Here is a 25,063-nt window from a genome sequence, read left to right as displayed (position 1 = left end):
TTGGGCCGCGCCCCGCGCTGGCTATGTTGGGTGGGACGCCCCTCAGGCGCGCTCCACCTTGCAGGCACATTTTTTGAAGTCCGTTTCCTTGGACAGCGGACAGGTCGCATCCAGTGTCAACTTGTTGATCAGCTGGCCCTCATCAAACCATGGCACAAACACCACGCCACGCGGCATCCGGTTGCGACCACGGGTTTCCACCCGGCTGTGCATCTCGCCGCGGCGGGTGGCGATGGTGATCTCCTGCCCCCGTCGCAGGCCACGCTCTTTGGCGTCCTCAGGATGCATGAACACCTGCGCATAAGGATAAGCACGGTGCAGCTCGGGCACACGCCGGGTCATGGAACCGGAATGCCAGTGCTCCAGCACACGGCCGGTGACGAGCCACATATTGAACTCCTCATCCGGAACCTCCGCTGGCGGCTCATATGGGGCAAAAATGATCTTCGCCTTGCCGTCTTTGTGTCCGTAGAACTTAACGCCTTCGCCTTCTTTCACGTAAGGGTCGTAGCCCTCGCGGAAACGATATTTGGTCTCCTTGCCGTCAACCACTGGCCAGCGCAGACCGCGCTCCTCGTGATAGACGTCAAAGTCCGCAAGATCATGCCCGTGCCCCCGCCCAAAGGCGGCATATTCTTCAAATAGGCCTTTCTGCACATAGAAGCCGAAGTCCTCAGATTCCGCGTTGGCGAAGCCCTCTGCGGTTTCCGAAAGCGCGTATTTGTCGACCTGCCCATTGGCAAACAGCACATCAAACAGGGATTTGCCTTTGAACTCAGGGTTGGCATCCAGAATGTCGGCGGGCCAAACCTCATCAGTGGTGAAGCGTTTGGAGAATTCCATCAGCTGCCATAGATCCGACTTTGCCTCACCCGGCGCATCCACCTGCTGACGCCAGAATTGCGTGCGGCGCTCCGCGTTGCCAAAGGCGCCCTCTTTTTCCACCCACATCGCTGTGGGCAGGATCAGGTCTGCCGCCAATGCAGTGACCGTTGGATAGGGATCAGACACCACGATGAAGTTGTCAGGGTTGCGATAGCCCGGATAGCCTTCCTCATTCATATTGGGCGCGGCTTGCATGTTGTTGTTCACCTGCACCCAATAGGCGTTGATCTTGCCGTCTTTTAGGTCTCGGTTCTGCTGAACAGCATGGGAACCCGGCTTGGCGTTCAGGATGCCGCTGGGCAGTTTCCACTTCTTCTCGGCAATCGCACGGTGCTCATCATTGGCCACCACCATGTCAGCCGGCAGACGGTGGGCAAATGTCCCCACCTCACGCGCCGTCCCACAGGCCGAAGGCTGCCCTGTTAGCGAGAATGGCGAGTTGCCCGGCTCTGAAATCTTACCGGTCAGCAGGTGCACATTGTACATCAAGCCGTTCACCCAAGAACCACGGGAGTGCTGATTGAAACCCATGGTCCAGAGGCTCATCACCTTCCGATCCGGATCGGCATACTGCTGTGCCAGGCGCAGCAGATTGCTCTCCGGCACGCCGGACAGCTCGCTCACATATTCCAGCGTGTATTCGCTGACATAGTCTTTGTAGGCCTCAAAATCGATCGCTTCGAGCTTGCCGCTGTTCGGGTTCGCCGCCGCTTGCTGAAGCTCATGCTCTGGGCGCAGGCCATAGCCGATGTCGGTCGCAGTCTTGGTGAAATTAACGTTCTTATTCACAAAGTCCCAGTTCACCGCGTCATTTTCGATAATGTAGTTCGCGATGTAGTTCAGGATGGCGAGGTCGGTCTGCGGCGTGAAGATCATGCCATTGTCCGCCAGCTCAAACGAGCGATGCTCAAAGGTGGAGAGCACATGCACCTGCGCGCCGGGCTTGGTCAGGCGTGTGTCGCTGATGCGTGACCACAGGATCGGGTGCATCTCCGCCATGTTGGAGCCCCAGAGCACAAAGGTGTCCGCCGCCTCAAGGTCATCATAACAGCCCATCGGCTCATCGATGCCAAAGGCCCGCATAAAGCCAACCACCGCAGAGGCCATGCAGTGGCGCGCATTCGGGTCGATGTTGTTGGACAAAAAGCCCGCCTTCATCAGCTTGGCGGCGGCATAGCCTTCCCAGACCGTCCACTGACCAGAGCCGAACATGCCGATGCCGGTCGGACCTTTGTCCTTCAGCGCAGCTTTGAACTTCTCTTCCATGATGTCGAAGGCTTCATCCCAGCTCACCGGCGTGAACTCACCTTCTTTATCATAGACTCCATTGGTCTTGCGCAGCATCGGCTGGGTCAGCCGGTCCGCGCCATACATGATCTTGGACAGGAAGTAGCCCTTGATACAGTTCAGGCCGCGGTTCACTTCCGCTTTCGGGTCGCCTTGGGTGGCAACCACTTTGCCATCCTTGACCCCCACCAGGACCGAACAGCCCGTGCCGCAGAACCGGCAGGCCGCTTTGTCCCAGCGGATATCGGGCGTGCCTACCTGTGCCTGCGCCTCTTTGGGCAAGGTGATCCCTGCGGCAGAGGCCGTGGCCGCAGCGGCCGAGGCCTTCAGGAAACTACGTCGGGACGTTGGCAATGTCATGGCTAGACCTCCTTCAGAGCGTTTTGGATGCGGCTGCATCCGCGCCGCTTGGTTCGAAATGGTGATAGGTCAGCGTGATGGTGATCACACCGGGGATCTGGTGCATGTCCATGATGATCTCCGAGGCGCGTCTGGTCTCGGTGTCTTCAACGGTGGTGACAATCCGCCCCTCTTCTTGGGCGTGCACCTCACAGCCTTCCGTGGCTTTGATATCAGCGACGATTTCTGAGACACGCTCAGGCATCGCATGAACTAGGCATCCGCAGATATTGTACATTTTGGCAACTCGCTGGCTTGGGAAAGGCTGGCTGGGGAAGTCTCGTCCTCCGCCGCGGCTGCGGGCGCAGGATGGTGAAGCGACAGAGCATCTGCCGGACAAGGCGCAACACAGGCCCCGCATCCGCTACAGGCAACAACATCAATGTTGGGCTGCGACCGTCCCCCTGTCATAAGGCGAAAACGAATGGCGCCTTCGTCGCAATGATCTTCGCAAGTGCGGCACATCACACCCTGCAGCGAGAGGCAGCTCTCCGCGACAACCGCGCGTACCTCCCATCCGGTCGCGGGCAGGATCGCACCAGCGGTGCAAACGTCCGAACAGGCGTTACAGAAATCACAAGCGTGGTCGCTCACATCCACCACAGGGAAGCCGGCGTCATCGGCTTTAATGATGGCTTGCGGGCATGCCGCCGCGCAGTCTCCACAATGGGAGCAGGCCTCTTCAAACAGCCCGCTCTCAAGTGCGCCCGGCGGACGCAACGCCTGTGTGCGCGCAAACTGCCCGGTCAAAAGGGCACGGCGCTCAGGCGAATGTCGCATCTCTAACGTCACGTAAACACCGTAGAAAAATTCTGTTCGGGTCTTGAAGTCGTAAGTGCGTTCTTGCGCCACAAATAGGCTTGCGTAATTGACCTAGATCATTATGCGCCGATTTAGTGAAGCTTTTATCTGCCGAGGCAGAGGTTAAACTCAACAATTACAACTGCATATTCGCGACTTCCCCAGCGTACACCTCAAGCTATGCGTGTGTCAAAACATGCATGTTTGGCGCATCGATTTTTTGGCCCTCTCAGAGCATTTCGGCAATGAGCGCTAAGACGCAGCGCATTCTGGCCCCACAGCAGTCCCCTCAAAAAAACCTTGGCGCACAGCGATACGACGCGGGGTCCCTTTTCGTGTTCACGCTTCAACTCACTAAAGTTGTTTGTTTCATTTGCGAAGCATGTGCGGTTTTTGGTAACGGAAAGCGTTACACAAATATCCACAAAAACCAAATAACGTAACTTTAACTTGCGACGAATCGAACCGACGCTTAGGAAAACACAAGGGATCGCGGCACGTGCCGAAACGCAGAGATCCCGGGAGGAAACATGTCAGACGCTTTTATCTGTGACGCCACACGCACCCCAATTGGCCGCTACGGCGGGGCGCTTTCTTCGGTGCGCACAGACGATCTCGCCGCAGCGCCCATCGCCGCACTGATGGCACGCAATCCCCAAGTCGAATGGGCTGCACTTGATGACGTGATTTTCGGTTCTGCCAATCAGGCGGGCGAAGACAACCGCAATGTGGCGCGCATGGCCGCCCTGCTCGCAGGCTTGCCGACCGACGTGCCCGGCACCACGATCAACCGCCTCTGCGCCTCTGGCATGGATGCGGTTGGCATGGCCTCGCGCGGCCTGCGCGCGGGTGACTACGACATGGCCATCGCAGGCGGCGTCGAAAGCATGTCCCGCGCGCCCTTCGTTATGCCCAAAGCCACCGCCGCGTTTTCGCGTGCCAATGAGGTGTTTGACACCACCATCGGCTGGCGCTTTGTGAACCCGAAAATGAAGGCCATGTATGGCACCGACAGCATGCCGCAAACCGCGGACAATGTTGCCGAAGACTATCACATCAACCGCGAAGATCAGGACGCCTTTGCCGCCCGCTCTCAGGCGCGCTGGGCCGCGGCCCATGCCGCCGGTTATTTCGCTGAAGAAATCACCCCGGTGACCGTGCCACAGCGCAAAGGCGATCCGCTGATTGTCGACACAGATGAGCACCCCCGCCCCGGCACAGACGCTGCAAAGCTCGCCAAACTGCGCGGCGTGAATGGCGCCCATCTAACCGTCACAGCGGGCAATGCCTCAGGCGTCAACGACGGCGCCGCCGCATTGCTGATGGCCACCAAAGCGGCCGCCGCCGCCAACGGGCTGACCCCGATGGCCCGCATCGTGGGCATGGCCGCCGCAGGCGTTGCGCCACGCGTGATGGGCATCGGCCCGGTACCGGCCACGCGCAAAGTTTTGAAGCGCACAGGTCTCACCATCGCACAGATGGATGTGATAGAATTGAATGAGGCTTTCGCGGCTCAGGGCCTCGCATCGCTGCGCGAACTCGGCGTGGCTGATGACGCGCCCCATGTGAACCCGAACGGCGGCGCCATTTCCATCGGCCACCCGCTCGGCATGTCCGGCGCACGCCTCGTGCTTTCCGCCGCTTATCAGCTCAAACGCACCGGCGGCCGCTACGCGCTTTGCACCATGTGTGTCGGCGTTGGCCAAGGCACCGCACTTATTCTCGAAAGGGTCTGACATTTCTCAGCCCGACGCCAGAGGAGGATACCAATCATGTACGCTCAGATGATCCAGTCAGAAGCCAGCCAGGATGATCCGCAAAAACTAGCGGAGTTTCAGGCCCGCATTGATGCCGACATCAAGATCGAGCCACGTGATTGGATGCCCGAAGGTTACAGAAAAACCCTGATCCGCCAGATTGGGCAACATGCCCATTCCGAGATCGTCGGTCAGCTGCCCGAGGGCAACTGGATCACCCGCGCGCCCACGCTTGAGCGCAAAATGATCCTTCTGGCAAAAGTGCAGGATGAGGCCGGTCACGGCCTCTACCTCTACTGCGCCGCTGAAACCCTCGGTGTGAGCCGCGATGACCTGACCGAACAGCTCCTGTCTGGCAAGATGAAATACTCTTCCATCTTCAACTACCCCACCCTCACATGGGCCGACATCGGCGCGGTCGGCTGGCTGGTGGATGGGGCAGCCATCATGAATCAGGTCCCGCTGCAACGCACTTCCTACGGCCCCTATTCCCGCGCCATGATCCGCATCTGCAAAGAGGAAAGTTTCCATCAGCGTCAGGGCTTTGACATCATGATGAAGATGGCACAGGGCACCGAGGCGCAGCGCCGCATGGCGCAGGATGCACTCAACCGGTTCTGGTATCCCTCGCTCATGATGTTTGGCCCGTCTGACGCAGAGTCGGTGCATTCCACCCAGAACATGGCATGGAAAATCAAGATGAACACCAACGACGAGCTGCGCCAGAAATTCGTCGACCAAACCGTGCCACAAGCGGAATTTCTCGGCCTCACCGTGCCGGATGAAAACCTTGCGTGGAACGAGGAAAAAGGCGGCTACGACTTCTCCGAGCCTGACTGGTCAGAGTTCTTTGACGTCCTGAAAGGCAATGGCCCCTGCAACACAGAACGGCTGGAGGCACGCAACAAAGCGTGGGACGACGGCGCATGGGTGCGCGAGGGCTTGCTGGCCCATGCAGAAAAGAAACGCGCCCGCAAAACCGCTGCGGAATAGGAGGCAGACATGTCCAAAGAATGGCCCCTCTGGGAAATCTTCATCCGTGGCCAACACGGCCTCAGCCACCGCCACGTCGGCTCCTTGCACGCACCAGATGCGGAAATGGCCATCAAAAACGCACGCGATGTCTACACCCGCCGCAACGAAGGTGTGTCCATCTGGGTCGTGGAAGCGAATAATATTTCAGCCTCGGCACCATCGGAAAAAGGCCCGCTTTATGAGCCGTCCGAGAGCAAGATCTACCGCCACCCCACCTTCTACGACATTCCTGATGACGTGGGGCATATGTGATGGCGCAGGACAACACCCAACTTGCAGAGTTCTTGCTGCGTATGGGCGACAACGCCCTGATCCTCGGCCACCGCACCTCTGAATGGTGCGGCCATGCGCCCGTGCTCGAAGAAGACATCGCGCTCGCCAACACAGCGCTCGACCTGATGGGCCAAACCCAGCTCTGGCTCACCTATGCCGCAGAGGTCATGGGCGACGGCAAAACCGCCGACGACCTCGCTTTTTTGCGCGACGTCTGGGATTTCCGCAATCTCCTACTGGTCGAGCTGCCCAATGGCGATTTTGGCCAAACCCTGATGCGCCAATTCCTCTTTGACGCCTTCCAGTCAATCCACCTGCCCCGTCTGGCAAAATCCTCAGATCCGCGCGTCGCTGAGATTGCGGAGAAAGCCAGTAAAGAAGCCGCCTATCATGTGGAGCGGTCAGCTGACACCGTGGTTGGTCTTGGCGATGGCACCGAGGAAAGCCACAACCGTATGCAAGCCGCGCTCGATCGGCTCTGGCCTTACATTGGAGAGATGTTTGCCAGCGATCCGGTGGATGCCGCCATGGCCGAGGCCGGCATCGCCCCCGATCCCGCCAACCTGCGCACTGAATATGACGCTCTGGTGGGCAGAGTTCTCGCTGAGGCCACGCTGACGGTCCCGGAAAGCACATTTGCGCACAAAGGTGGTCGCACTGGTCAGACGCACACCGAACACCTCGGGCATTTGCTGACCCAAATGCAGTGGCTGCAGCGCGCCTATCCGGGGGCAACGTGGTGATCAAAGGGCATCGTGCAATCGCGGGCGGAAGCGAAGCGCCCGCCCATGGGGGCGGTTGGGCGCTGCCCGGCCTATCGCCAGGCGACTCGGCTTTGCCGAGTATTGAGCAAATCTGGACCTGGCTCCACGCCATCCCTGACCCGGAAATTCCGGTGATCTCGCTCACCGATCTCGGCGTGATCCGCGATGTGGCTTATGAAGGTGAAACGCTCATCGTCACCGTGACCCCCACTTATTCCGGCTGCCCCGCCACCTCGATCATCAACCTCGATATCGAAACCGCTCTGCGAGACCACGGCGTTAGCGACCTCAAACTGCGCAGCCAGCTCAGCCCGGCATGGACCACCGACTGGATGACAGATCAGGGCCGCGCCAAGCTCAAAGCCTATGGCATCGCCCCGCCAACCGCTTCTGGCAGGCCAGATTCTTGCCCGAACTGTGGCGCGAAAGCTGTTGAAAAGATCAGCCAATTTGGCTCCACACCCTGCAAATCTCTTTGGCGTTGCAAGAGCTGTCTGGAACCCTTCGACCACTTCAAATGCATCTGAGGAGACCACCATGGCGCGTTTTCATGACCTCACGGTCACAGACATCCAAAAGACCATCCGGGACGCGGTGGTGGTCACCCTCGCCCCGGCTGCTGATGACGCGGCGGTGTTTGATTTCACCCAAGGCCAATACCTGACGTTCAAGCGAGATTTTGACGGCGAAGAGCTGCGCCGCTCCTATTCGATCTGCGCTGGCAAAGACGACGGCGTGCTGCAGGTGGGTATCAAACGGGTCGACGGCGGGGCCTTCTCCACATGGGCCAATACCGACCTGAAAATTGGCGACACGCTCTCTGCCATGCCACCCATGGGCACGTTTTTCACCGATCTTGATGCAGATGCCGCCAAAACCTACCTCGGCTTTGCAGGCGGCTCCGGCATCACACCGGTGCTTTCCCTGATCAAAACCACCCTCAGCCGCGAACCACGCGCCAATTTCACCCTGATCTACGCCAACAAAGGTGTCACCACGATCATGTTCCGCGAGGAACTCGAAGACCTCAAAAACCTCTACATGGGCCGCTTCAACGTGATCCACGTGCTGGAAAGTGACAGTCAGGAAATCGACCTCTTCACCGGGCTGGTGACAGAGGAGAAATGCGCGCAGCTCTTTGGCTCAGGCTGGATCGACATCAACAGCGTCGACACCGCCTTCATCTGCGGGCCGGAGCCGATGATGCTTGGCATCGCAAAAGCGCTGCAGGATCACGGTCTTGCCAAAGAGCAGATCAAATTTGAACTCTTCGCCAGCAGCCAGCCCGGCCGCGCCAGACAGAAAGCGGCCAGCACGACCTCAGAGGCCGACAAAGTGACCGCGACGATCACGCTGGATGGCGCCACGCAGACCATCACCATGGATCAGAACACCGCCATCCTCGACGCCGCACGCGCGCAGTCGCTGGATGTGCCCTATGCCTGTAAGGCGGGCGTCTGCGCCACCTGTCGCTGCCGCGTGCTTGAAGGCGAGGTCGACATGCACACCAACCACGCGCTTGAGGATTACGAGGTGGAAAAAGGCTACGTGCTATCGTGCCAGTCCTACCCGCTCAGCGACCGCGTGGTGGTGTCATATGACGAATGAGCGAGCTTAAATTCAGGCCGCTAACACCATGTCATGTATGGAATTTTCTTAGATTGGAGGCGCTGGAGAGCCTGAGCTCTCCTCTTCGGTGTCAAACGCGCCGCCAATACCGATACCATAATCCAGCGCACCAATGCCGAGATCATATCCAAGGCTGAAATCGACGTAGAAATCCTCATCCAGACAGGCCGCACCCACCGTGGGCCGGATCGCACCGGAGCCGAACTTATAGTCCGCCCCGATCGCCAGAACCGCACTTTCCGGCTCGTCATCACTGAAAACGCGAATGCCCGCAGCCACGTCGCCGCCAAACACAAAGGTGACACCAAAACCAAAGGACGGATCAGCTTGCGTGAAGGTCGGCCCAGCCAGCGCCGTTACCAAAACAACAGATTTCATATAGGTCTTCATGAAAATCCCTCAAACAAATTAACCAAAAAACAAATCTTAACACCGGCGCTGACCAGTGCAAATATTAACGCATATTAAGGATGTTTTGTCAGGTCAGGGTTTCCTGCCCCCTGCGGTGCCTGTGATTTCTGTGGTCCCTGTGATCCCGTTCAGCACAAGATCGGTCACCACATCCGCATAGCGCAGCCGCGCGGCCTGATCCGCAGCGCTCTGCCACATATAGTACCAATTCAGCATGCCAAAGATCGACATGGTGGTTTCATGCAGGCGCGCTGCATCCTCGGCAAACAGCTCTGGCGCATTGGCCGCCACAACCCTCTTCATCACCGCCACCATGTCACGCTGATAACCGCGCAGCACCTGCTGCTCTGCCTCAGGCAGGCGCGCAATGCCGCTGCTCTGCACCCGATGCTCATCGTCAGCACCCTGATAGGCCAACAGGATTTCACGCAACAGCGCGCGCAGCTGCGTCTCAGGTGCCAACTCCGCCAGTTCCAAGCCGCAAACCCGATCACGCAGCGCGCGCAAATAGCTGTCCAGCACATCAAACAGCAAGGCATCCTTGCCGCTGTAATAGTGATAGATATTGGCCTTGGAGATGCCGCAGGCCTTTGCCAAAACCGTCATAGACGCGCGGTCAAACCCTTCGGCGGCAAAGACTTTTGCCGCCACCTTCAGGATATGCGCCCGCTTCTGATCGTGATCTTTGGCAATTGTGCGCGCCATGGGCTCAGCCTTCGCTCCGCCGGTCTACAACCCGACGCGCTTTGCCCTGAGAACGCTCCACCGAGCCCGGCGTACCCACAGAAACCGCTGCAGAAACGCCGACCATCGCTTTGATATGTTTGCTCAAAACCCGCGTAGCCTCTTCTGTGTTGCCCGCTTCCGGCAGCGCCTCAACATGCACCCGCATCGCGTCCATCCGACCGTCTTTGTAAAGTTCGATCTGGTAATAGGGCGCAAGCCCCTCCGTGGCCAGCACCTGTTCCTCGATTTGTGAGGGGAACACATTCACCCCTCGCAAAATGATCATGTCATCACTGCGCCCGGTGATCTTTTCCATCCGGCGCATCGAGCGGGCCGTGCCGGGCAGCAGCCGGGTCAAATCGCGCGTGCGATAGCGCACCATTGGCAGGCCTTCTTTGGTCAGGGTGGTAAACACCAACTCGCCAATTTCCCCGTCTGCAACCACTTCGCCGGTCTCAGGGTTGATGATCTCCGGATAGAAATGATCCTCCCAGATCACCGGCCCATCTTTGGTTTCCACACATTCATTGGCCACACCCGGCCCCATGATCTCCGACAGCCCGTAGATGTCGACCGCATGCATATCAAAGGCGGCTTCCACCTCCTTGCGCATTGCGTCGGTCCAGGGCTCAGCCCCAAACACCCCAACACTCAGCGAACTTTCGCGCGGATCGATCCCCGCCGCCTGAAACGCCTCCAGAATGTTGAGCATATAGCTCGGCGTCACCATGATCCCGTCCGGCTTGAAATCTGTGATCAACCCAACCTGTTTCTCGGTTTGCCCGCCGCTCATCGGCACCACTGTTGCCCCAAGACGCTCAATCCCATAGTGCGCGCCCAGCCCGCCGGTGAACAGCCCATAGCCATAGGCGTTGTGGATCATGTCACCCGCGCGCAATCCCGACGCCCGGAGGCTGCGCGCCATCAAATCCGCCCAATTGTCGATGTCTTTTTGCGTATAGCCCACCACCGTTGGCTTGCCCGTGGTGCCGGAGGAGGCATGCAACCGCGCAATCTGCGCCCGTGGCACTGCCAGCATGCCAAAGGGATAGTTGTCGCGCAGGTCGTCTTTGTAGGTGAAGGGAAATTTCGCCAGATCGCTCAGCGATTTCAGATCATCCGGATGCACCCCCGCCGCATCAAACCGCAGTCGGTACATCGGCACATTTTCATAGGCATGGCGCAGCGACCATTTCAGCCGCTCAAGCTGCACCGCCCGGATTTCGTCAATCGAGGCAATCTCGATTGGCTCCAGCTCCTCCCGCCGTGGTGACAAATCCTTCATGAAACCCTCCCAAGTTCCCCGCTAGTCTTCTTCAAATACCGCGCCTTTGACCGCACGCGACGCCCCGCGAAAGGCGGCAATCACCTGATTGTCCTGATTGGTTACGGTGACATCATAAAGCCCGCTGCGGCCGGTGAGGCTGATCTCCCGCGCCTCAGCCCGCAGCACATCGCCTTCTTGTCCGGGCGCGAGGTAGCTGATGGCGTTGTGCTGCGCGACCGTCATCTGATTGCGGCTGTTGCACGCAAAGGCAAAGGCGCTGTCCGCCAGCATAAAGGTGATGCCGCCGTGACAGATCCCATGTCCGTTGCAATGCTCAGGCCGCACCGTCAGTGTCAGCACCGCACGCCCGGCATCCACCTCGGCAATCTCCATGCCGATATGCTGGATCGCGCGATCGCTCGCCCACATCGCCGCCGCAGCCTTTTCCGCGCGCGCCTTTGGCGTCAGCTCTCCCATCGCGTCCTCCCCATCACTGCCTCCCCTGCGTGATGTTCCTCTCTCCCAGCTTGCATAAACCGAACGGTTGGTCAATAAATAACCAAAGGAGACATTCAGGGAGGGGCAGCCATGTCCATTCATCAGGTGGCAAGTTTCGCCGCAGGCCAGTGGATTGCGCCAAACAGCGCCGCGCGCGCAATTGACTGCGCGATCACCGGCGCGCCTTTCGCAACTGCGGGCAATGACACGCTCGATGTGCAGTTGATGCTGTCTTACGCCCGCGAGACCGGCGGCGCAGCCTTACGCCAGATGACCTTCCATGACCGCGCCCGCATGCTTAAGGCACTGGCTCTGCATCTGCGCGAACACCGGCAGGCGCTTTATGATCTCTCCTTTCATACCGGAGCCACGCAAACCGATCACCTGATCGACATCGACGGCGGCATCGGCACCATGCTCGTCTACGCCTCCAAAGGCCGCCGCGAGATGCCCGACAGCACGGTCTATCCCGATGGCGAGGTCGAGCAACTTTCCCGCAACGGCAGCTTTCTGGGCCAGCACATCTGCACACCGCTGCAAGGCGTCGCGATCCACATCAATGCCTTCAACTTCCCGGTCTGGGGCATGCTTGAAAAACTCGCCCCCACGCTTTTGGCCGGTGTGCCCGCCATTGTAAAACCCGCCACCGCCAGCTGCTATGTCACCGAGCTTTGCGTGCGTCTCATCATCGACAGCGGCATCCTCCCCGAAGGCGCTTTGCAACTTGTCTCAGGCGGCCTTGGCGACATGCTCGATCATCTCGGCTGTCAGGATGCTGTGGCCTTCACCGGCTCCGCACAGACCGCATTAAAACTGCGCTCCAACCCGCTGATTTTGCAGAACTCAACCCGATTCACCGCAGAGGCCGATAGCCTCAACGCCTCCATCCTTGGACCAGACGCCACTGTGGGCACACCGGAATTTGACCTCTTCATCAAAGAGGCCGCGCAGGAGATGACCACCAAAGCGGGCCAAAAATGCACCGCCATCCGCCGCATCATCGTGCCAGAAAACGCGACCGAAAGCGTGATCGACGCGCTCAGCCAGCGCCTGTCAGACACCCTGATCGGAGATCCCCGCGCGCCCAACACCCAAATGGGGGCCTTGGTCTCCGCCGCGCAGAAACGCGATGTGCATGCCAAAGCCGCGCTTCTCGCCACCGAATGCGAACAGGTGTTTGACGGGGCCGGAAACATGGAGCTTGCCAGTGACCTCGCCAAGGGCGCTTTTGTGCCGCCCATGCTGTTTCACTGCGCCGATCCGGACACTGCCACCCATACCCATGGCACCGAAGCCTTCGGCCCGGTCTCCACCATCATGAGCTACCGCACGCTCGACCACGCCATTGCGCTGGCCAACAAAGGACAGGGCTCGCTGGTCACCTCACTGATCACACATGATCCGGATATTGCCCTCGACGTCGCGCTGGGCAGCGCAGCCTATAATGGCCGCATCTACATCAACAACCGCGACAGCATGGCCGAGGCCACAGGCCATGGCGCGCCCCTGCCCCATATGACCCACGGCGGCCCCGGGCGCGCTGGCGGTGGCGAGGAACTTGGCGGCATCCGCGCCGTCAAACACTACATGCAGCGCACCGCCATTCAGGGCAGCCCTGACATGCTCGCCAAAATCACCGGCCAGTGGGTGCCCGGTGCCGCGCAACAGCCCGCGCCTGCCCACCCGTTCACCCGCCGCTTTGGAGAACTGCAGATCGGGGAGACCCTGCACACCGCGCCTCGCGAAGTGTCGCTTGAAGACATCGAACACTTTGCCCATTTCACCGGCGACACCTTCTATGCCCACATGGATGAAGCTGCCGCTGCCCGAAATCCCTTCTTCCCCGGCCGCGTCGCCCACGGATATCTCCTGCTGTCCTTCGCCGCTGGCCTCTTTGTTGAACCCAACGAAGGCCCCGTGCTCGCCAACACCGGCCTTGATGGCCTGCGCTTCATGAAACCGGTGGCGCCGGGTGACAGCATCAAGGTCGCGCTGACGGTGAAGCAGAAAACCAAGCGCAATGACGACTACGGCGAGGTCCGCTGGCACGTGCGCCTCACCAATCAGGATGATGAGGCGGTGGCCGAATATGAGCTCCTGACCATGGTGGCCTACTAGCAGCCCGTCAAGGGGCCGCAATAAGCCGCTTGTTCAAAGACATGCGGCGCGCTACCCCTTGGCCTGCAACCACTTCGGAGCCGCCCATGCCTCTCGCGCTCACCCAGCTTGCCGACCTCGCCGCCCTGCCGTTTGACGAGGTCATCGATGTGCGCTCCCCTGCCGAGTTTGCCGAGGATCACATGCCCGGCGCGATCAACCTGCCTGCGCTTTCCAATGAGGAACGCGCCCGCGTCGGCACCATCTACGTGCAGGAAGACCCGTTCAAAGCCCGCAAAATCGGGGCGGCGCTGGTGTCGCGCAATATGGCGGCGCATCTTGAAGGCCCGCTGGCCGATCGCGAGGGCAGTTACAAACCCTTGGTTTATTGCTGGCGCGGCGGTCAGCGTTCTGGCTCCGTGGCCATCATCCTTAAACAAATCGGCTGGCGCGCGGACACGGTGGAGGGCGGCTATCAGGCCTATCGCCGTCTGGTCTCAAAGGCGCTCTATGATGGAACGATGCCCTGCCCCGTGGTGGTGATCGACGGAGGCACAGGCACGGCCAAAACCCGTCTTTTGCATCACCTCGCAGCCCAAGGCGCTCAAACGCTCGATCTGGAGGCCATGGCCGCCCATCGCGGCTCTCTCTTTGGCCCGATCTCAGAGGTGCAGCCGAGCCAGAAAGCCTTTGAAAGCCGGCTGGCTATGGGCCTCGCCGCGCTCAAGCCGGACCGTCAGGTCTATGTGGAGGCCGAAAGCTCCAAGATTGGCCGCCTGATCATCCCGCCAGCCCTCTGGCAGGCCATGATCGCCGCGCCCAATCTGCGCCTCACCGCCCCCTTGCAGGCCCGCGTCACCCACCTGATGACCGCCTATCCCGACATGCTGGAAGACAGCGCCAAACTCGTCGATGTGCTCAGCCAACTGACCCGCTATCACGGCCATGAAATCGTGCAACAGTGGCAGACCTTGGCGCAGGCCCGTGATTTTGCTCCCCTCATTCAGGCTCTGGTGACAACGCATTACGACCCGCGCTACGCCCGCATCAGCCGCGCGCATGCTCCGGCCGCCAAAGAGCTCGCCCTGCAAGATTTGTCTGAGGATACGCTCGCCGCCACCGCCGCCGATCTGATCGCTGCAGAGTGATCACGTCAGAGTAATGGACGGCCCGCCTTCGTTGAGGGTGCCAATCACCGCCGCGTCATGTCCCAGCGCCCGCAACTGCACCACCAAGCCTGCCGCTTCTTCTGCCTTCACCGCCGCCAACAGGCCACCCGCAGTCTGCGGATCATGCAGCAAAACCGCCCGCGGGCTTTCCCCGCCAAACACCGTCGTATGCGCGGCGTTATCTTTGTAGATCGTGCTGCGGTGCCCTGCGGCTGCCAGCGCCTCAGCACCAGCATAAACCGGCACCGCCGCCAGATCGAGCTCCGCCGCCAGCTCGGAGGCCGCACAAATCGCCATCAAGTGACCGGCAAGGCCAAAGCCCGTGACATCCGTCATCGCATGGGCACCCCGAAGGATCGCCGCCGCATCTCCCTGCGGCTGCGCCATCTGCGCCAGCGCGGCGGTCACATCCGCCCCTTGCGCTTTGCCTTTCATCATCGCTGCAAGCAACGTTCCAGAACCGATGGGCCGCGTCAGGATTAAGCGATCCCCGGCTTTTGCACCCGCCACCGTAATCGGCGCGCTGTCGAGCAATCCCGTGACGGTCAGGCCAATGCTCAGCTCAGCCCCCATGGTCGAATGCCCGCCGACAATCTCGGCCCCCGCCTGCCGCACCACCACATCAGTTTGCTGCAACACCTCCGCCATCGCCCGCGCCTGCAGCTCCGGCGTCATGCGCGGCAGCGTCACGGATAGCAATGCAGACTGCGGCGCAGCCCCCATGGCCCAGACATCTCCCAAGGCATGTACCGCCGCTATCCGCGCCATCAGCCCGGGATCTTGGATAAAGCCACGCAAGTGATCCACGGAAATCACCTGACGCGCCGCGCCCATCTGCAATACCGCCGCATCATCTCCCGGACCGCTCAACACATCATCGCGTGTGCCCGCTGGCAAGGCTGCCACGGCCTGTGCCAATTGTTTGGGCGCCACCTTGGCTCCACAGCCGCCACACAACATTTGATCGGCACCCAGCGAAGGGCCGCCCTGTGCCACCGGCTCAGCTTTGGCAGCGGGCGCCATGTTTGGCAGCTCGTCAAACTGGCGCATGAATTTCTGGTCGATCCCATCCTTGAGGGTCCACAGCGTCTTGGCCGGGCCGCGCAGCACACGACCCCATTTCGCAGCCATCGCCTCTTTGCCCCCCAGAGAGATCAGCTTCAGGTAATCCCCCTGCGGACGGAACCTCTCATAGCTGCCCCCGGACAGCGCGGCACGAATATTGGCCAGAAGAACCGGCGCGGCCCGCACCGCAAACACCCCGGCCTTGGGGCGCGGCGATGCCAGCAGATGCGCGCAATCACCTACGGCAAACAGATCTTCCTGCCCTTCAACCAACAGCCGGTCATCCACCTGCACAAAGCCATCCGCGTCACAGGGAAGCCCGGAGCCAGCAACCCAGTCATGGGCAAAACCACCCGCCGTTGCCACGGTGAACTCAGAGGTTACATCCTCAGCGCCCTTCAGGGCCACCGCATCCGCACGCACCTGGCTCACCTTCGCGTTCACATGCACCGTGATGCCAAGCGCTGACATGGCGGCGCGCAATGGCGCATCCGCTCCCGGCACCCCAGTGCCAAGCTTTGCCCCCGCCTCAATCAGATGCACCCCGCCCGGTCGGCCAATCTGGCGCAGGTGGTGCGCCATCGCCATTGCCAGCTCCGATCCGGCGACCCCGCCGCCAATTACCGCCACACGGCCCTCAGCCTGTCCCATCTCGACTTGTTTGAGGAACCCCGCCCATCTGTCAGCATAAAGCCCCAAGGGCTTCGCCCCAACGCCGTATTTGGCAAATCCGGAAATATGAGGCGTAACCGCATGCAGCCCCACGTCCAACGACGCAACATCGTAGGGGATTTCACGCGTTCCAAGGATGGCATCCTCTACCGTCACAACCCGTGCCGTAGGGTCAATCGCGGTTGCCGCACCATCGATCACCCGAACTCCGGCCCATGCCGCCAGCTTCACCAGATCAATATCCAGCGCTTCCCGGCTGTAATGCCCGGCAATATGTCCCGGCAGCATCCCCGAATAGGGCGCCGTCGCTCCGGGATTGATCAGCGTGACCTGCACACCGGCCACCGGCTGCATCCCCCACATGCGCAACAGCAGCGCATGGGCATGGCCGCCCCCCACCAGAACCAGATCGCGGGTCAGCATCCTGTCAGCAGTCATCGGCATTCTGTCTCTGCGCCTCATCCGTCCAATTTGCCCTTGGATACCCCAAGCCAGAGCCCTGTAACACCCTTCTACCAAAACGTGATTTACGGCGACGAAAAGCCTGCCTGTTGCGCGGTGTTGCACTGCAATGCGGCGCAAAACGGCACCTCCGCGATACAGCCGCAATACCGACGCGATACCGAAGCCAAAAATGAGCGGATTTCGACCGAACGGTAAAGAATTAACCCCGCCAGCGCCATGGCCGCTAGACATCGCCTGCCCACATTGTAAGTGTGCGCTCTCAACCATCAAAGAGGACGGCTATGAGCGCGCGCAAGATCATCATCGACACGGACCCCGGGCAAGACGACGCCGTCGCCATTCTGCTGGCGCTGGCCAGCCCCGAGGAGATCGACGTTCTTGGCATCTCCGCCGTTGCTGGCAACGTGCCACTCTCTCTGACTGCTAAAAATGCGCGTATTGTCTGTGAGTTAGCAGGCAAATCCGACGTGAAGGTCTTTGCCGGGTGTGAACGCCCAATGGGCCGCGTTCTGGTGACCGCAGAGCATGTGCACGGCGAAACAGGCCTCAACGGCCCCGTGCTTCCCGATCCTGAAATGCCGCTTCAGGACATGCACGGCGTTGATTTCATTATCGAAACCCTGCGCGCACATGAAGCTGGCACCGTCACGCTCTGCCCGCTTGGCCCGCTCACCAACATCGCGACGGCTTTTGAGAAAGCGCCTGATATCATTGAAAAGGTTCAGGAAATTGTCCTGATGGGCGGCGCCTACTTTGAGGTGGGCAACATCACGCCCGCAGCCGAGTTCAACATATATGTGGACCCGCAAGCCGCTGATATCGTGTTTAAATCCGGCGTTCCAATTGTGGTGATGCCGCTGGATGTCACCCATAAGGCGCTGGTGACCAAATCCCGCAACGACGCCTTCCGCGCGCTGGGCACCAAAGCCGGCGTCGCCGTTGCAGAAATGACTGATTTCTTTGAACGTTTTGATCGCGAGAAATACGGCTCCGAAGGCGCACCGCTGCATGATCCCTGCGTCACCGCCTACCTGATCAACCCCGATCTGTTCACCGGCCGCCACATCAATGTGGAGATTGAAACCCAGTCAGAACTGACCATGGGCATGACCGTCGCCGATTGGTGGGGCGTCACCGACCGCAAACCCAACGCGCTGTTCATTGGCGATGTGGATGCTGACGGCTTCTTTGGCCTGCTCACCGAACGGCTCGCACGACTATGAGCGGCGCCGTACATCTCGCCACCGAGGCAGATTTTCACCGTCTGGACGCGCTTGTGGCCGCATTTCACGCTGAAATGCACATGGCAAGCTCGCCAGAGAAGCGCGCCGATGCGCTGGTGCCGCTGTTAAATGGCTCGCCCTATGGAAGCGCCTACCTGATCGGCCCGCGCCGCGCCCCGGTTGGCTATCTTGTGGTGACCTTCAGCTGGTCGGTGGAGTTTGCCGGAATGGACACCGCCATCGACGAATTCTACATCCGCCCCAATGTACGCGGCCGTGGCATGGCCTCCAGCGCGCTTTACAGCATCTGTGAAGCGCTTGAAACCAATGGCATAACCGCGTTTCATATCGAAGTGGATCGCGAAGATGCCTCCACGCAGAAGCTCTATGAGCGCGCGGGGTTCACACGTCGTGACCGCTACGCTTTGATGACCCGCACGAAACGCTGACGCAAAGCCTCTGGATTTCTGGAGCGGGCGGATTATCTTGCCTATATGAGCCTGCATATTCCCTTTGAAAACAGCTACGTCGATCTCCCCGATCGCCTGTTTGCCCGCCAGAAACCCACCCCGGTCCGTGCCCCCAAATTGATCGCCTATAACGCGCCCCTTGGTGCGGAACTGGGCATCACTGAGGACACGGACGAGGCAGAACTCGCGCAGGTCTTTTCTGGCACCCAGCTGCCAGAAGGCTCAGACCCAATCGCACAGCTTTATGCCGGTCATCAGTTTGGCAACTGGAACCCGCAACTGGGTGACGGTCGTGCGGTTCTCTTAGGAGAATCAAAAGGTTACGACATTCAACTCAAGGGCTCTGGGAAAACCCCCTTCTCCCGTCGTGGCGATGGCCGCTCGTGGCTCGGCCCCGTTCTGCGCGAGTATATTGTCTCCGAGGCTATGCATGCCTTCGGCGTTCCAACCACCCGCGCCCTTGCCGCCGTGGAAACCGGTGAAACCGTCTTTCGCGAGCGCCCACAACCCGGTGGCATCCTCACCCGTGTCGCCAGCAGCCACATCCGTGTTGGCACCTTTCAAGTCCTCACTGCCCGCCAAGATATTGAGGGGCTTCAATCCATTATGAGCTATTCCTGCGCGCGCCATTATCCTGAGGCTTCGAGCCCTGCGGAATTTCTGGCCTCCGTCATCGCACGCCAAGCCGCGCTGGTGGCCCATTGGATGGCCCTAGGCTTCATTCATGGGGTGATGAACACAGACAACTGCAGCATTTCGGGCGAAACCATCGACTATGGCCCCTGCGCCTTCATGGATGCGTTCCACCCCGGAAAAGTGTTCTCCTCCATCGACCACTACGGCCGCTATGCCTATGGCAATCAACCGGAAATCGCCGCTTGGAACATGGCACAACTGGCCACCGCACTGCTGCCGCTGGAAAGCAATTCCGACGCCGCTGTGCAAGAATTCACCAAGCTGGTGCACGCCATGCCCGAGATGATCCGCACCGGGTGGCGCAACCGCTTTGCCGCCAAGTTGGGCATCACGGAAGTTGTGGCCGAGGATGAAGACTTGATTGCGGACTTGCTGGAAATCATGACCGACACCAAGGTCGATTTCACCAATAGTTTCAGTGCCCTAACGGATGGAACTGCCACAGAGTCACCTCTTGGTGCCATTGACACCTTCCAGGACTGGCACAGCAGATGGCAGCGTCGCCTGGAGGCGGAAACCACTGATCCCAAAGCCACCATGGCTGCGGCCAACCCGGTGCGCATCCCGCGCAACCACCGCATCGAAGCGCTCATTCAAGCCGCGCTTCAGGGTGACTATGCCCCGTTTCACAGGCTGCACGCCGCACTCGCGCAGCCCTATGATGTCATTGAGGAATTTGCCGACCTCACCGCACCTCCAGAACCGGGAGAGGTCGTCACACACACCTTCTGCGGCACCTAAACGCGCTTTAGAAAGCAAACACAAAGGGCTCTTTATGACCAAATATTTTGTCTATGACGTCTTCACCGAAGCGCCCTTTGGTGGCAATCCTTTGGCGGTGATCCCCGACGCGACAACGCTCGCCGAAGATCAGCTCCAAAAGATCGCCCGCGAGTTCAACTTCTCTGAAACGACCTTCGTTTACCCGCCAAATGAGGCGCAACACACTACAAAGGTTCGAATTTTCACCCCGACCATGGAAATCCCATTCGCCGGGCATCCGGTTGTCGGCACCGCGCTCGCGCTCGCCGATGAAGGCGCCCAGGGAGATCTGACGCTGGAACTCGGCATCGGCCCCGTTGCCTGCAAGATCAACGGACGACATGCAGAGTTTGTCACAACCGCCGCGCTGGATTTGCAGGCCGAACCTGACCCCGCGCTGGTTGCCGCAGCACTTGGCACCCGCACCGACAACATCGTCTTTGCCACCCATCCGCCCGTCATGGCCTCTCTTGGATTGCCCTTCACAATCACACAGCTCAAATCCCGTGAGGTGCTCGCCAACCTGACCACGGACATTACTGCCTTCAGGGAAGGCAACGCCAAACACCCCTCCGGCCTTGATTTTGCGCAATTTGCCTATGTGCGCGACGGCAACCATGTCGATGCTCGCATGTTTGCCCCGCTAGACAATATTCCCGAAGACCCAGCGACCGGCAGCGCCTGCGCCACCCTTGGTGCTTTGCTCCACCGCATCGAAGGCGTGCAGGTGTCGCTCTCCATCGTACAGGGCGAAGACATGGGACGGCGCAGCGAGATCTCCGTGCGGGCCGACAGCGCAGGCGTGGCCGTCGCGGGGAGCGCCGTGCGGGTCATGTCAGGGAATCTGACCCTCTAATCCGGAGTTTTCCCCAGAAATCTTGGCAAATTGCTGTGGAATTTGATGACGTCTTTGGATAGACAGGAAAGCCAGAAAAACAAGGCATCCAAAACGGGCGATCATGGGCGACACCATCATAGAACGCTGCGAAGCCAAAGGCTTACGCATGACAGGACAACGCAGGACCATCGCGGCCGTTTTACAGGACTGTGATGACCACCCCGATGTCGAAGAACTCTATGCCCGCGCTTCGGCGCGCGATTCCGGCATTTCACTGGCCACCGTCTACCGCACCGTGAAACTCTTTGAAGAAGCGGGCATCCTTGACAAACACGAGTTTGGCGACGGCCGCGCGCGCTATGAGGATGCGGAGCGCGCCCATCATGACCACCTGATTGACATCAACTCCGGTGAGGTCATTGAATTTGTCGATCCAGAGATCGAAGCGCTTCAGGAAAAGATTGCCGAAAAGCTCGGCTATGCGCTCAAGGGCCATCGGCTGGAACTCTACGGAGTACCGATCAAGAAATAACAGCCCGTCAGGCACAGGTTTACCCCATCTGAGGGGATCAGGTCCGTTGCGCTGCAGCGGGCCTTTTTGTTTGCCAGTGCCGCCAGAAAAGCGAGCCTCCCAGAACCGGCACCACCAAAGATCGTGAGCCCCCAAAATCCAGATGCGACACTTTCTGTCGCAATCCGACATGCCGGGGCGTTTGCGTTGTTCGTTTGATGAAACCAACAACAAGAGGGAGATCGCCATGGAGACCACCACCCGCGTGGCCGTTATTGGGGGCGGCGTTGTTGGCTGCTCGGTATTGTACCATCTGACCAAGCTTGGCTGGTCTGACGTCATGCTTCTGGAGCGCAATGAGCTGACCTCTGGTTCGACCTGGCACGCTGCGGGCGGCTTTCACACGTTGAACGGCGACACCAATATGGCGGCCCTTCAGGGCTACACAATCAACCTCTACAAGGAACTTGAAGAACTCACCGGCATGTCCTGCGGCCTGCACCACGTCGGAGGCGTCACGCTGGCAGACAATCAGGACCGGTTTGACATGCTGTTGGCCGAACGGGCAAAGCATCGCTTTATGGGGCTGGACACCGAAATCCTCACGCCGGAGGAAATTCAGAAATTCGCCCCTGCCACCAATATCGAGGGCATCCTCGGCGCGCTCTATGATCCGCTGGACGGGCACCTTGACCCCTCCGGCACCACCCATGCCTACGCCAAAGCTGCACGTCTTGGTGGTGCAACGATCCAGACCCACACCAAGGTTCTGGCCACCAAACAGCGCGCTGATGGCACCTGGGATGTGATCACCGACAAGGGCACAATCCATGCGGAGCATGTGGTCAATGCGGCGGGCCTCTGGGCGCGCGAAGTTGGGGCCATGGCCGGTGTCTATTTCCCGCTGCATCCCATGGAGCATCAATACATCGTCACCGAAGATGTGCCTCTGATTGTCGAAATGATGCAGGACGGCAAAGAGCACCCGCATGTGATGGACCCCGCCGGAGAAAGCTATTTCCGTCAGGAAGGCCGCGGCCTTTGCATCGGCTTTTATGAGCAACCCTGCCGCCCCTGGGCGGTCGATGGCACCCCTTGGGACTTTGGCCATGAGCTGCTGCCGGATGATTTTGACAAGATCGAAGACAGCATTGCCTTTGCTTATAACCGCTTCCCTGCCCTGCAGACGGCAGGTGTGAAATCCGTAATCCACGGCCCCTTCACCTTTGCCCCGGACGGTAACCCGCTTGTCGGCCCCGTGCCCGGTATGCGCAACTACTGGTCCGCATGTGCCGTGATGGCCGGCTTCAGCCAGGGCGGCGGCGTTGGGCTGATGCTGGCGCAATGGATGGTCGAAGGAGAATGCGAGCGCGACACCTTCGCCATGGATTGCGCACGGTTTGGCGATTGGATCACACCGGGCTACACCCGCCCGAAAGTCATCGAAAACTATCAAACCCGCTTCTCGGTCTCCTATCCAAACGAAGAATTGCCCGCCGCGCGCCCGTTCCGGCAGACGCCGATGTATGACGTGTTTGACAAAATGGGTGCTGTCTGGGGGCAGCAGTTTGGCCTTGAGGTGGTGAACTACTTCGCAGAAGGCGATGAACCGCGTTATGAAACCCCGTCTTTCCGCCGCTCGAACGCCTTTGACGCCACCGCGCGCGAGGTCAAAGCCGTGCGCGAAGCCGTGGGCATCAACGAAGTCCACAACTTCGGGAAATACATGGTCACCGGCCCGAATGCCCGCAAATGGCTCAACAAGATCATGGCGGGCCGCATTCCGGAACCGGGCCGCCTGAGCCTCACCCCTATGCTGTCCCACAAAGGCCGCTTGATCGGCGACTTCACCGTGTCCTGCCTGTCAGAGGATGCCTTCCAGTTGACCGCCTCTTACGGCGCGCAAGCCTATCACATGCGGTGGTTTGAGCAGAACGAGGCCGAAGGCGTGCTGGTCAAAAACGTGTCTGACCGCCTCACAGGTTTCCAAATCGCGGGTCCCAAAGCCCGCGAAGTCCTGCAGGCTTGCACCCGCAGCGATATCTCAGACATGGCCTTCATGGATGTGCGGCCGCTGACCATCGGCATGGCGGACTGCATTGTCCAACGGGTCAGCTACACAGGTGATCTGGGCTTTGAGATCTACTGCGATCCGATGGCACAACGCGCCCTCTGGAACACACTTTGGGATGCCGGAGAGCCGCTTGGCATGCGTCCCTTTGGCATGCGCGCCATGATGTCTTTGCGGCTCGACAAATTCTTCGGCTCCTGGCTTTCGGAATATTCCCCCGATTACACCGCCGCAGAAACCGGATTGGACCGTTTTATCTCCTTTAAGAAAGAAGGCGCTTTCATCGGTCGTGAAGCAGCGGAAGCTCAGAAAGCCGAAGGCGCAACCCGCAAACTGTGCTGCTTTGAGGTTGAGGCAGAGGACGCCGATGTTCACGCCTATGAGCCGATCTGGCTCGATGGTAAGGTCGTTGGCTTCTGCACATCCGGCGGCTACTCGCATCACGCGCAGAAATCCATCGCCATTGGTTTTGTGCCCACCAAACAGATCACCGCTGATCTGGAGGTCGAGATCGAAATCCTCGGAAAAATGCGCCCGGCGAAGATCATGACAACTCCGCCATTTGATGCAGACGGCACGCGCATGCGGGGCTAGTATCGCCTTAGAAAACAAAGGCGCCGTAACACCTGCGGCGCCCGAAATGGGTACTAAATCAAGAAAATGATTTCGATACTGATACTTGCAGCAGGATCTTCATCTCGCATGCGGGGCGGAGACAAATTGCTGGAGGAGGTAGAGGGCGCCCCACTGCTGCGCACTCTGGCCCTACGGGCCATGAAGACCGGCGCAGAGGTTCTGGTTGCCTTGCCCACCGACAGGCGTCAGCGCCGCGACGCTTTGGACGGTCTGAACGTCGCCATCGTTGAAGTTTCTGATGCACATGAAGGCATGGCCCACTCTCTGCGCGGCGGTATTGCGGCATTGCCGGAGAAGACCAGCGCCGTGATGATCTTGCCTGCGGATATGCCGGAGCTCACGGCCGAGGATTTTCAAACACTCACTGCCGCGCATCAAGACGATCCAAAAGCTATTCTGCGGGGGGCAACCAGCACCGACAAACCCGGCCATCCGGTACTCTTTCCAAGTCGCTTCTTTGAAGATTTGCGCAAACTGTCAGGCGATGTCGGCGCGCGCGATATTTTGAAAGCCAACCATGATGTGGTGAAGCTGATCCCTTTGCCCGGCGATCATGCCCTCATTGATCTGGACACACCGGAGCAATGGGAAAACTGGCGCGCGGCGCAGGATCAAACCCAAGCCGCGCCCCAGTCTTAGAGAAGAGATCTTAGAAC

At 59.7% G+C, this 25,063-nt stretch carries 23 protein-coding genes; 15 read left to right on the top strand and 8 right to left on the bottom strand.

Features of this window, described 5'->3' with window-relative positions; translation table 11 throughout:
- Positions 1–42 precede the first annotated feature (42 nt).
- Genes napA through napF form a run of 3 tightly spaced genes read right to left on the bottom strand, consistent with a single transcriptional unit; the run spans position 43 to position 3,351 of the window.
- On the bottom strand, positions 43–2,532 hold the full coding sequence (gene napA, locus J7412_RS11560; protein ID WP_209078803.1) for a nitrate reductase catalytic subunit NapA: 2,490 nt from the start codon (positions 2,530–2,532) through the stop codon (positions 43–45).
- Positions 2,533–2,545: 13 nt separating this feature from the next.
- Positions 2,546–2,776 (bottom strand): chaperone NapD, encoded by a 231-nt coding sequence (locus tag J7412_RS11555; RefSeq protein WP_247738735.1) that lies wholly within the window; start codon positions 2,774–2,776, stop codon positions 2,546–2,548.
- Between the two features lie 8 nt (positions 2,777–2,784).
- Positions 2,785–3,351, bottom strand: coding sequence for a ferredoxin-type protein NapF (gene napF, locus J7412_RS11550; RefSeq protein ID WP_209078802.1), 567 nt, complete (start codon positions 3,349–3,351; stop codon positions 2,785–2,787).
- Positions 3,352–3,902: 551 nt separating this feature from the next.
- On the opposite strand from napF, the gene pcaF reads away from it, so the two are divergent.
- From pcaF to J7412_RS11520, 6 genes are all read left to right on the top strand, one after another.
- Complete coding sequence (gene pcaF, locus J7412_RS11545; protein WP_209078801.1) at positions 3,903–5,108, top strand: 3-oxoadipyl-CoA thiolase; 1,206 nt, start codon at positions 3,903–3,905, stop codon at positions 5,106–5,108.
- Positions 5,109–5,144: 36 nt separating this feature from the next.
- The gene (paaA, locus tag J7412_RS11540) at positions 5,145–6,122 is read left to right on the top strand and encodes a 1,2-phenylacetyl-CoA epoxidase subunit PaaA (RefSeq protein ID WP_209062854.1); all 978 of its coding nucleotides are present in this window, start codon (positions 5,145–5,147) and stop codon (positions 6,120–6,122) included.
- Between the two features lie 9 nt (positions 6,123–6,131).
- Positions 6,132–6,416: a 1,2-phenylacetyl-CoA epoxidase subunit PaaB gene (paaB, locus tag J7412_RS11535; RefSeq protein WP_209078800.1), complete on the top strand. Its 285-nt coding sequence runs from the start codon at positions 6,132–6,134 to the stop codon at positions 6,414–6,416.
- Positions 6,416–7,180, top strand: a complete 765-nt coding sequence (gene paaC, locus J7412_RS11530) for a 1,2-phenylacetyl-CoA epoxidase subunit PaaC (RefSeq protein WP_209078799.1) — start codon at positions 6,416–6,418, stop codon at positions 7,178–7,180. Before paaB ends, paaC begins: the two co-directional genes overlap by 1 nt.
- A gap of 92 nt (positions 7,181–7,272) precedes the next feature.
- Positions 7,273–7,728, top strand: a complete 456-nt coding sequence (gene paaD, locus J7412_RS11525; RefSeq protein ID WP_280637733.1) for a 1,2-phenylacetyl-CoA epoxidase subunit PaaD — start codon at positions 7,273–7,275, stop codon at positions 7,726–7,728.
- Positions 7,729–7,738: 10 nt separating this feature from the next.
- Complete coding sequence (locus tag J7412_RS11520) at positions 7,739–8,809, top strand: 2Fe-2S iron-sulfur cluster-binding protein (RefSeq protein WP_209078798.1); 1,071 nt, start codon at positions 7,739–7,741, stop codon at positions 8,807–8,809.
- 48 nt (positions 8,810–8,857) lie between these two features.
- Here J7412_RS11520 and J7412_RS11515 read toward each other — a convergent pair whose 3' ends face one another.
- From J7412_RS11515 to paaI, 4 genes are all read right to left on the bottom strand, one after another.
- Positions 8,858–9,220 (bottom strand): hypothetical protein, encoded by a 363-nt coding sequence (locus J7412_RS11515; protein WP_209078797.1) that lies wholly within the window; start codon positions 9,218–9,220, stop codon positions 8,858–8,860.
- 93 nt (positions 9,221–9,313) lie between these two features.
- Positions 9,314–9,946, bottom strand: coding sequence for a TetR/AcrR family transcriptional regulator (locus J7412_RS11510; RefSeq protein WP_209078796.1), 633 nt, complete (start codon positions 9,944–9,946; stop codon positions 9,314–9,316).
- Between the two features lie 4 nt (positions 9,947–9,950).
- The gene (paaK, locus tag J7412_RS11505; RefSeq protein WP_209078795.1) at positions 9,951–11,252 is read right to left on the bottom strand and encodes a phenylacetate--CoA ligase PaaK; all 1,302 of its coding nucleotides are present in this window, start codon (positions 11,250–11,252) and stop codon (positions 9,951–9,953) included.
- Positions 11,253–11,273: 21 nt separating this feature from the next.
- The gene (paaI, locus tag J7412_RS11500) at positions 11,274–11,702 is read right to left on the bottom strand and encodes a hydroxyphenylacetyl-CoA thioesterase PaaI (RefSeq protein WP_209079103.1); all 429 of its coding nucleotides are present in this window, start codon (positions 11,700–11,702) and stop codon (positions 11,274–11,276) included.
- A gap of 120 nt (positions 11,703–11,822) precedes the next feature.
- On the opposite strand from paaI, the gene paaZ reads away from it, so the two are divergent.
- Both paaZ and mnmH read left to right on the top strand, forming a co-directional pair.
- Positions 11,823–13,850, top strand: a complete 2,028-nt coding sequence (gene paaZ / locus J7412_RS11495) for a phenylacetic acid degradation bifunctional protein PaaZ (protein WP_209078794.1) — start codon at positions 11,823–11,825, stop codon at positions 13,848–13,850.
- An 86-nt stretch (positions 13,851–13,936) separates the two neighbouring features.
- Positions 13,937–14,977 (top strand): tRNA 2-selenouridine(34) synthase MnmH, encoded by a 1,041-nt coding sequence (gene mnmH, locus J7412_RS11490; RefSeq protein WP_209078793.1) that lies wholly within the window; start codon positions 13,937–13,939, stop codon positions 14,975–14,977.
- Here mnmH and selD read toward each other — a convergent pair whose 3' ends face one another.
- Positions 14,978–17,179, bottom strand: coding sequence for a selenide, water dikinase SelD (gene selD, locus J7412_RS11485; protein WP_247743901.1), 2,202 nt, complete (start codon positions 17,177–17,179; stop codon positions 14,978–14,980). It abuts the gene before it with no gap.
- Between the two features lie 302 nt (positions 17,180–17,481).
- Here selD and J7412_RS11480 point away from each other — a divergent pair, with 302 nt between their 5' ends.
- The 7 genes from J7412_RS11480 (at position 17,482) to J7412_RS11450 (ending at position 25,046) form a co-directional block, all read left to right on the top strand.
- Positions 17,482–18,423 carry a nucleoside hydrolase gene (locus J7412_RS11480; RefSeq protein ID WP_209078792.1) on the top strand — a complete coding sequence of 314 codons (942 nt, stop codon included), beginning with the start codon at positions 17,482–17,484 and terminating at the stop codon, positions 18,421–18,423.
- Entirely contained in the window at positions 18,420–18,872 is a 453-nt protein-coding gene (locus J7412_RS11475; RefSeq protein WP_209078791.1) for a GNAT family N-acetyltransferase, read from the top strand. Before J7412_RS11480 ends, J7412_RS11475 begins: the two co-directional genes overlap by 4 nt.
- A 45-nt stretch (positions 18,873–18,917) precedes the next feature.
- Complete coding sequence (locus J7412_RS11470) at positions 18,918–20,330, top strand: protein adenylyltransferase SelO (protein WP_209078790.1); 1,413 nt, start codon at positions 18,918–18,920, stop codon at positions 20,328–20,330.
- A 34-nt stretch (positions 20,331–20,364) separates the two neighbouring features.
- A complete protein-coding gene (locus J7412_RS11465) occupies positions 20,365–21,207 on the top strand; it encodes a PhzF family phenazine biosynthesis protein (RefSeq protein WP_209078789.1) in 843 nt (280 codons plus the stop codon).
- A 103-nt stretch (positions 21,208–21,310) separates the two neighbouring features.
- On the top strand, positions 21,311–21,721 hold the full coding sequence (locus J7412_RS11460; protein ID WP_209062882.1) for a Fur family transcriptional regulator: 411 nt from the start codon (positions 21,311–21,313) through the stop codon (positions 21,719–21,721).
- A gap of 226 nt (positions 21,722–21,947) precedes the next feature.
- Positions 21,948–24,365, top strand: a complete 2,418-nt coding sequence (locus tag J7412_RS11455) for an FAD-dependent oxidoreductase (protein WP_209078788.1) — start codon at positions 21,948–21,950, stop codon at positions 24,363–24,365.
- 66 nt (positions 24,366–24,431) lie between these two features.
- A complete protein-coding gene (locus J7412_RS11450) occupies positions 24,432–25,046 on the top strand; it encodes a nucleotidyltransferase family protein (RefSeq protein ID WP_209078787.1) in 615 nt (204 codons plus the stop codon).
- The last annotated feature ends 17 nt before the right edge of the window (positions 25,047–25,063 follow it).

The sequence above is a fragment of the Shimia sp. R9_3 genome (assembly GCF_017743755.1).
In the GTDB taxonomy this organism is placed as follows: domain Bacteria; phylum Pseudomonadota; class Alphaproteobacteria; order Rhodobacterales; family Rhodobacteraceae; genus Shimia.
Note: the sequence above shows the minus strand (reverse complement) of the source record. Positions and strands in the feature narration are given on the sequence as shown.

Excerpts from the sequence above, each read along its gene's own strand:
- napF (WP_209078802.1), bottom strand. The coding sequence starts at position 3,351 with ATGCGACATTCGCCTGAGCGCCGTGCCCTTTTGACCGGGCAGTTTGCG.
- J7412_RS11470 (WP_209078790.1), top strand. The coding sequence starts at position 18,918 with ATGAGCCTGCATATTCCCTTTGAAAACAGCTACGTCGATCTCCCCGAT.
- paaC (WP_209078799.1), top strand. The coding sequence starts at position 6,416 with ATGGCGCAGGACAACACCCAACTTGCAGAGTTCTTGCTGCGTATGGGC.
- J7412_RS11480 (WP_209078792.1), top strand. The coding sequence starts at position 17,482 with ATGAGCGCGCGCAAGATCATCATCGACACGGACCCCGGGCAAGACGAC.
- mnmH (WP_209078793.1), top strand. The coding sequence starts at position 13,937 with ATGCCTCTCGCGCTCACCCAGCTTGCCGACCTCGCCGCCCTGCCGTTT.
- paaA (WP_209062854.1), top strand. The coding sequence starts at position 5,145 with ATGTACGCTCAGATGATCCAGTCAGAAGCCAGCCAGGATGATCCGCAA.
- J7412_RS11555 (WP_247738735.1), bottom strand. The coding sequence starts at position 2,776 with ATGCCTGAGCGTGTCTCAGAAATCGTCGCTGATATCAAAGCCACGGAA.
- napA (WP_209078803.1), bottom strand. The coding sequence starts at position 2,532 with ATGACATTGCCAACGTCCCGACGTAGTTTCCTGAAGGCCTCGGCCGCT.
- paaK (WP_209078795.1), bottom strand. The coding sequence starts at position 11,252 with ATGAAGGATTTGTCACCACGGCGGGAGGAGCTGGAGCCAATCGAGATT.
- J7412_RS11465 (WP_209078789.1), top strand. The coding sequence starts at position 20,365 with ATGACCAAATATTTTGTCTATGACGTCTTCACCGAAGCGCCCTTTGGT.
- paaZ (WP_209078794.1), top strand. The coding sequence starts at position 11,823 with ATGTCCATTCATCAGGTGGCAAGTTTCGCCGCAGGCCAGTGGATTGCG.
- paaB (WP_209078800.1), top strand. The coding sequence starts at position 6,132 with ATGTCCAAAGAATGGCCCCTCTGGGAAATCTTCATCCGTGGCCAACAC.
- J7412_RS11475 (WP_209078791.1), top strand. The coding sequence starts at position 18,420 with ATGAGCGGCGCCGTACATCTCGCCACCGAGGCAGATTTTCACCGTCTG.
- J7412_RS11515 (WP_209078797.1), bottom strand. The coding sequence starts at position 9,220 with ATGAAGACCTATATGAAATCTGTTGTTTTGGTAACGGCGCTGGCTGGG.
- J7412_RS11450 (WP_209078787.1), top strand. The coding sequence starts at position 24,432 with ATGATTTCGATACTGATACTTGCAGCAGGATCTTCATCTCGCATGCGG.
- selD (WP_247743901.1), bottom strand. The coding sequence starts at position 17,179 with ATGCCGATGACTGCTGACAGGATGCTGACCCGCGATCTGGTTCTGGTG.
- J7412_RS11520 (WP_209078798.1), top strand. The coding sequence starts at position 7,739 with ATGGCGCGTTTTCATGACCTCACGGTCACAGACATCCAAAAGACCATC.
- J7412_RS11510 (WP_209078796.1), bottom strand. The coding sequence starts at position 9,946 with ATGGCGCGCACAATTGCCAAAGATCACGATCAGAAGCGGGCGCATATC.
- J7412_RS11455 (WP_209078788.1), top strand. The coding sequence starts at position 21,948 with ATGGAGACCACCACCCGCGTGGCCGTTATTGGGGGCGGCGTTGTTGGC.
- J7412_RS11460 (WP_209062882.1), top strand. The coding sequence starts at position 21,311 with ATGGGCGACACCATCATAGAACGCTGCGAAGCCAAAGGCTTACGCATG.
- pcaF (WP_209078801.1), top strand. The coding sequence starts at position 3,903 with ATGTCAGACGCTTTTATCTGTGACGCCACACGCACCCCAATTGGCCGC.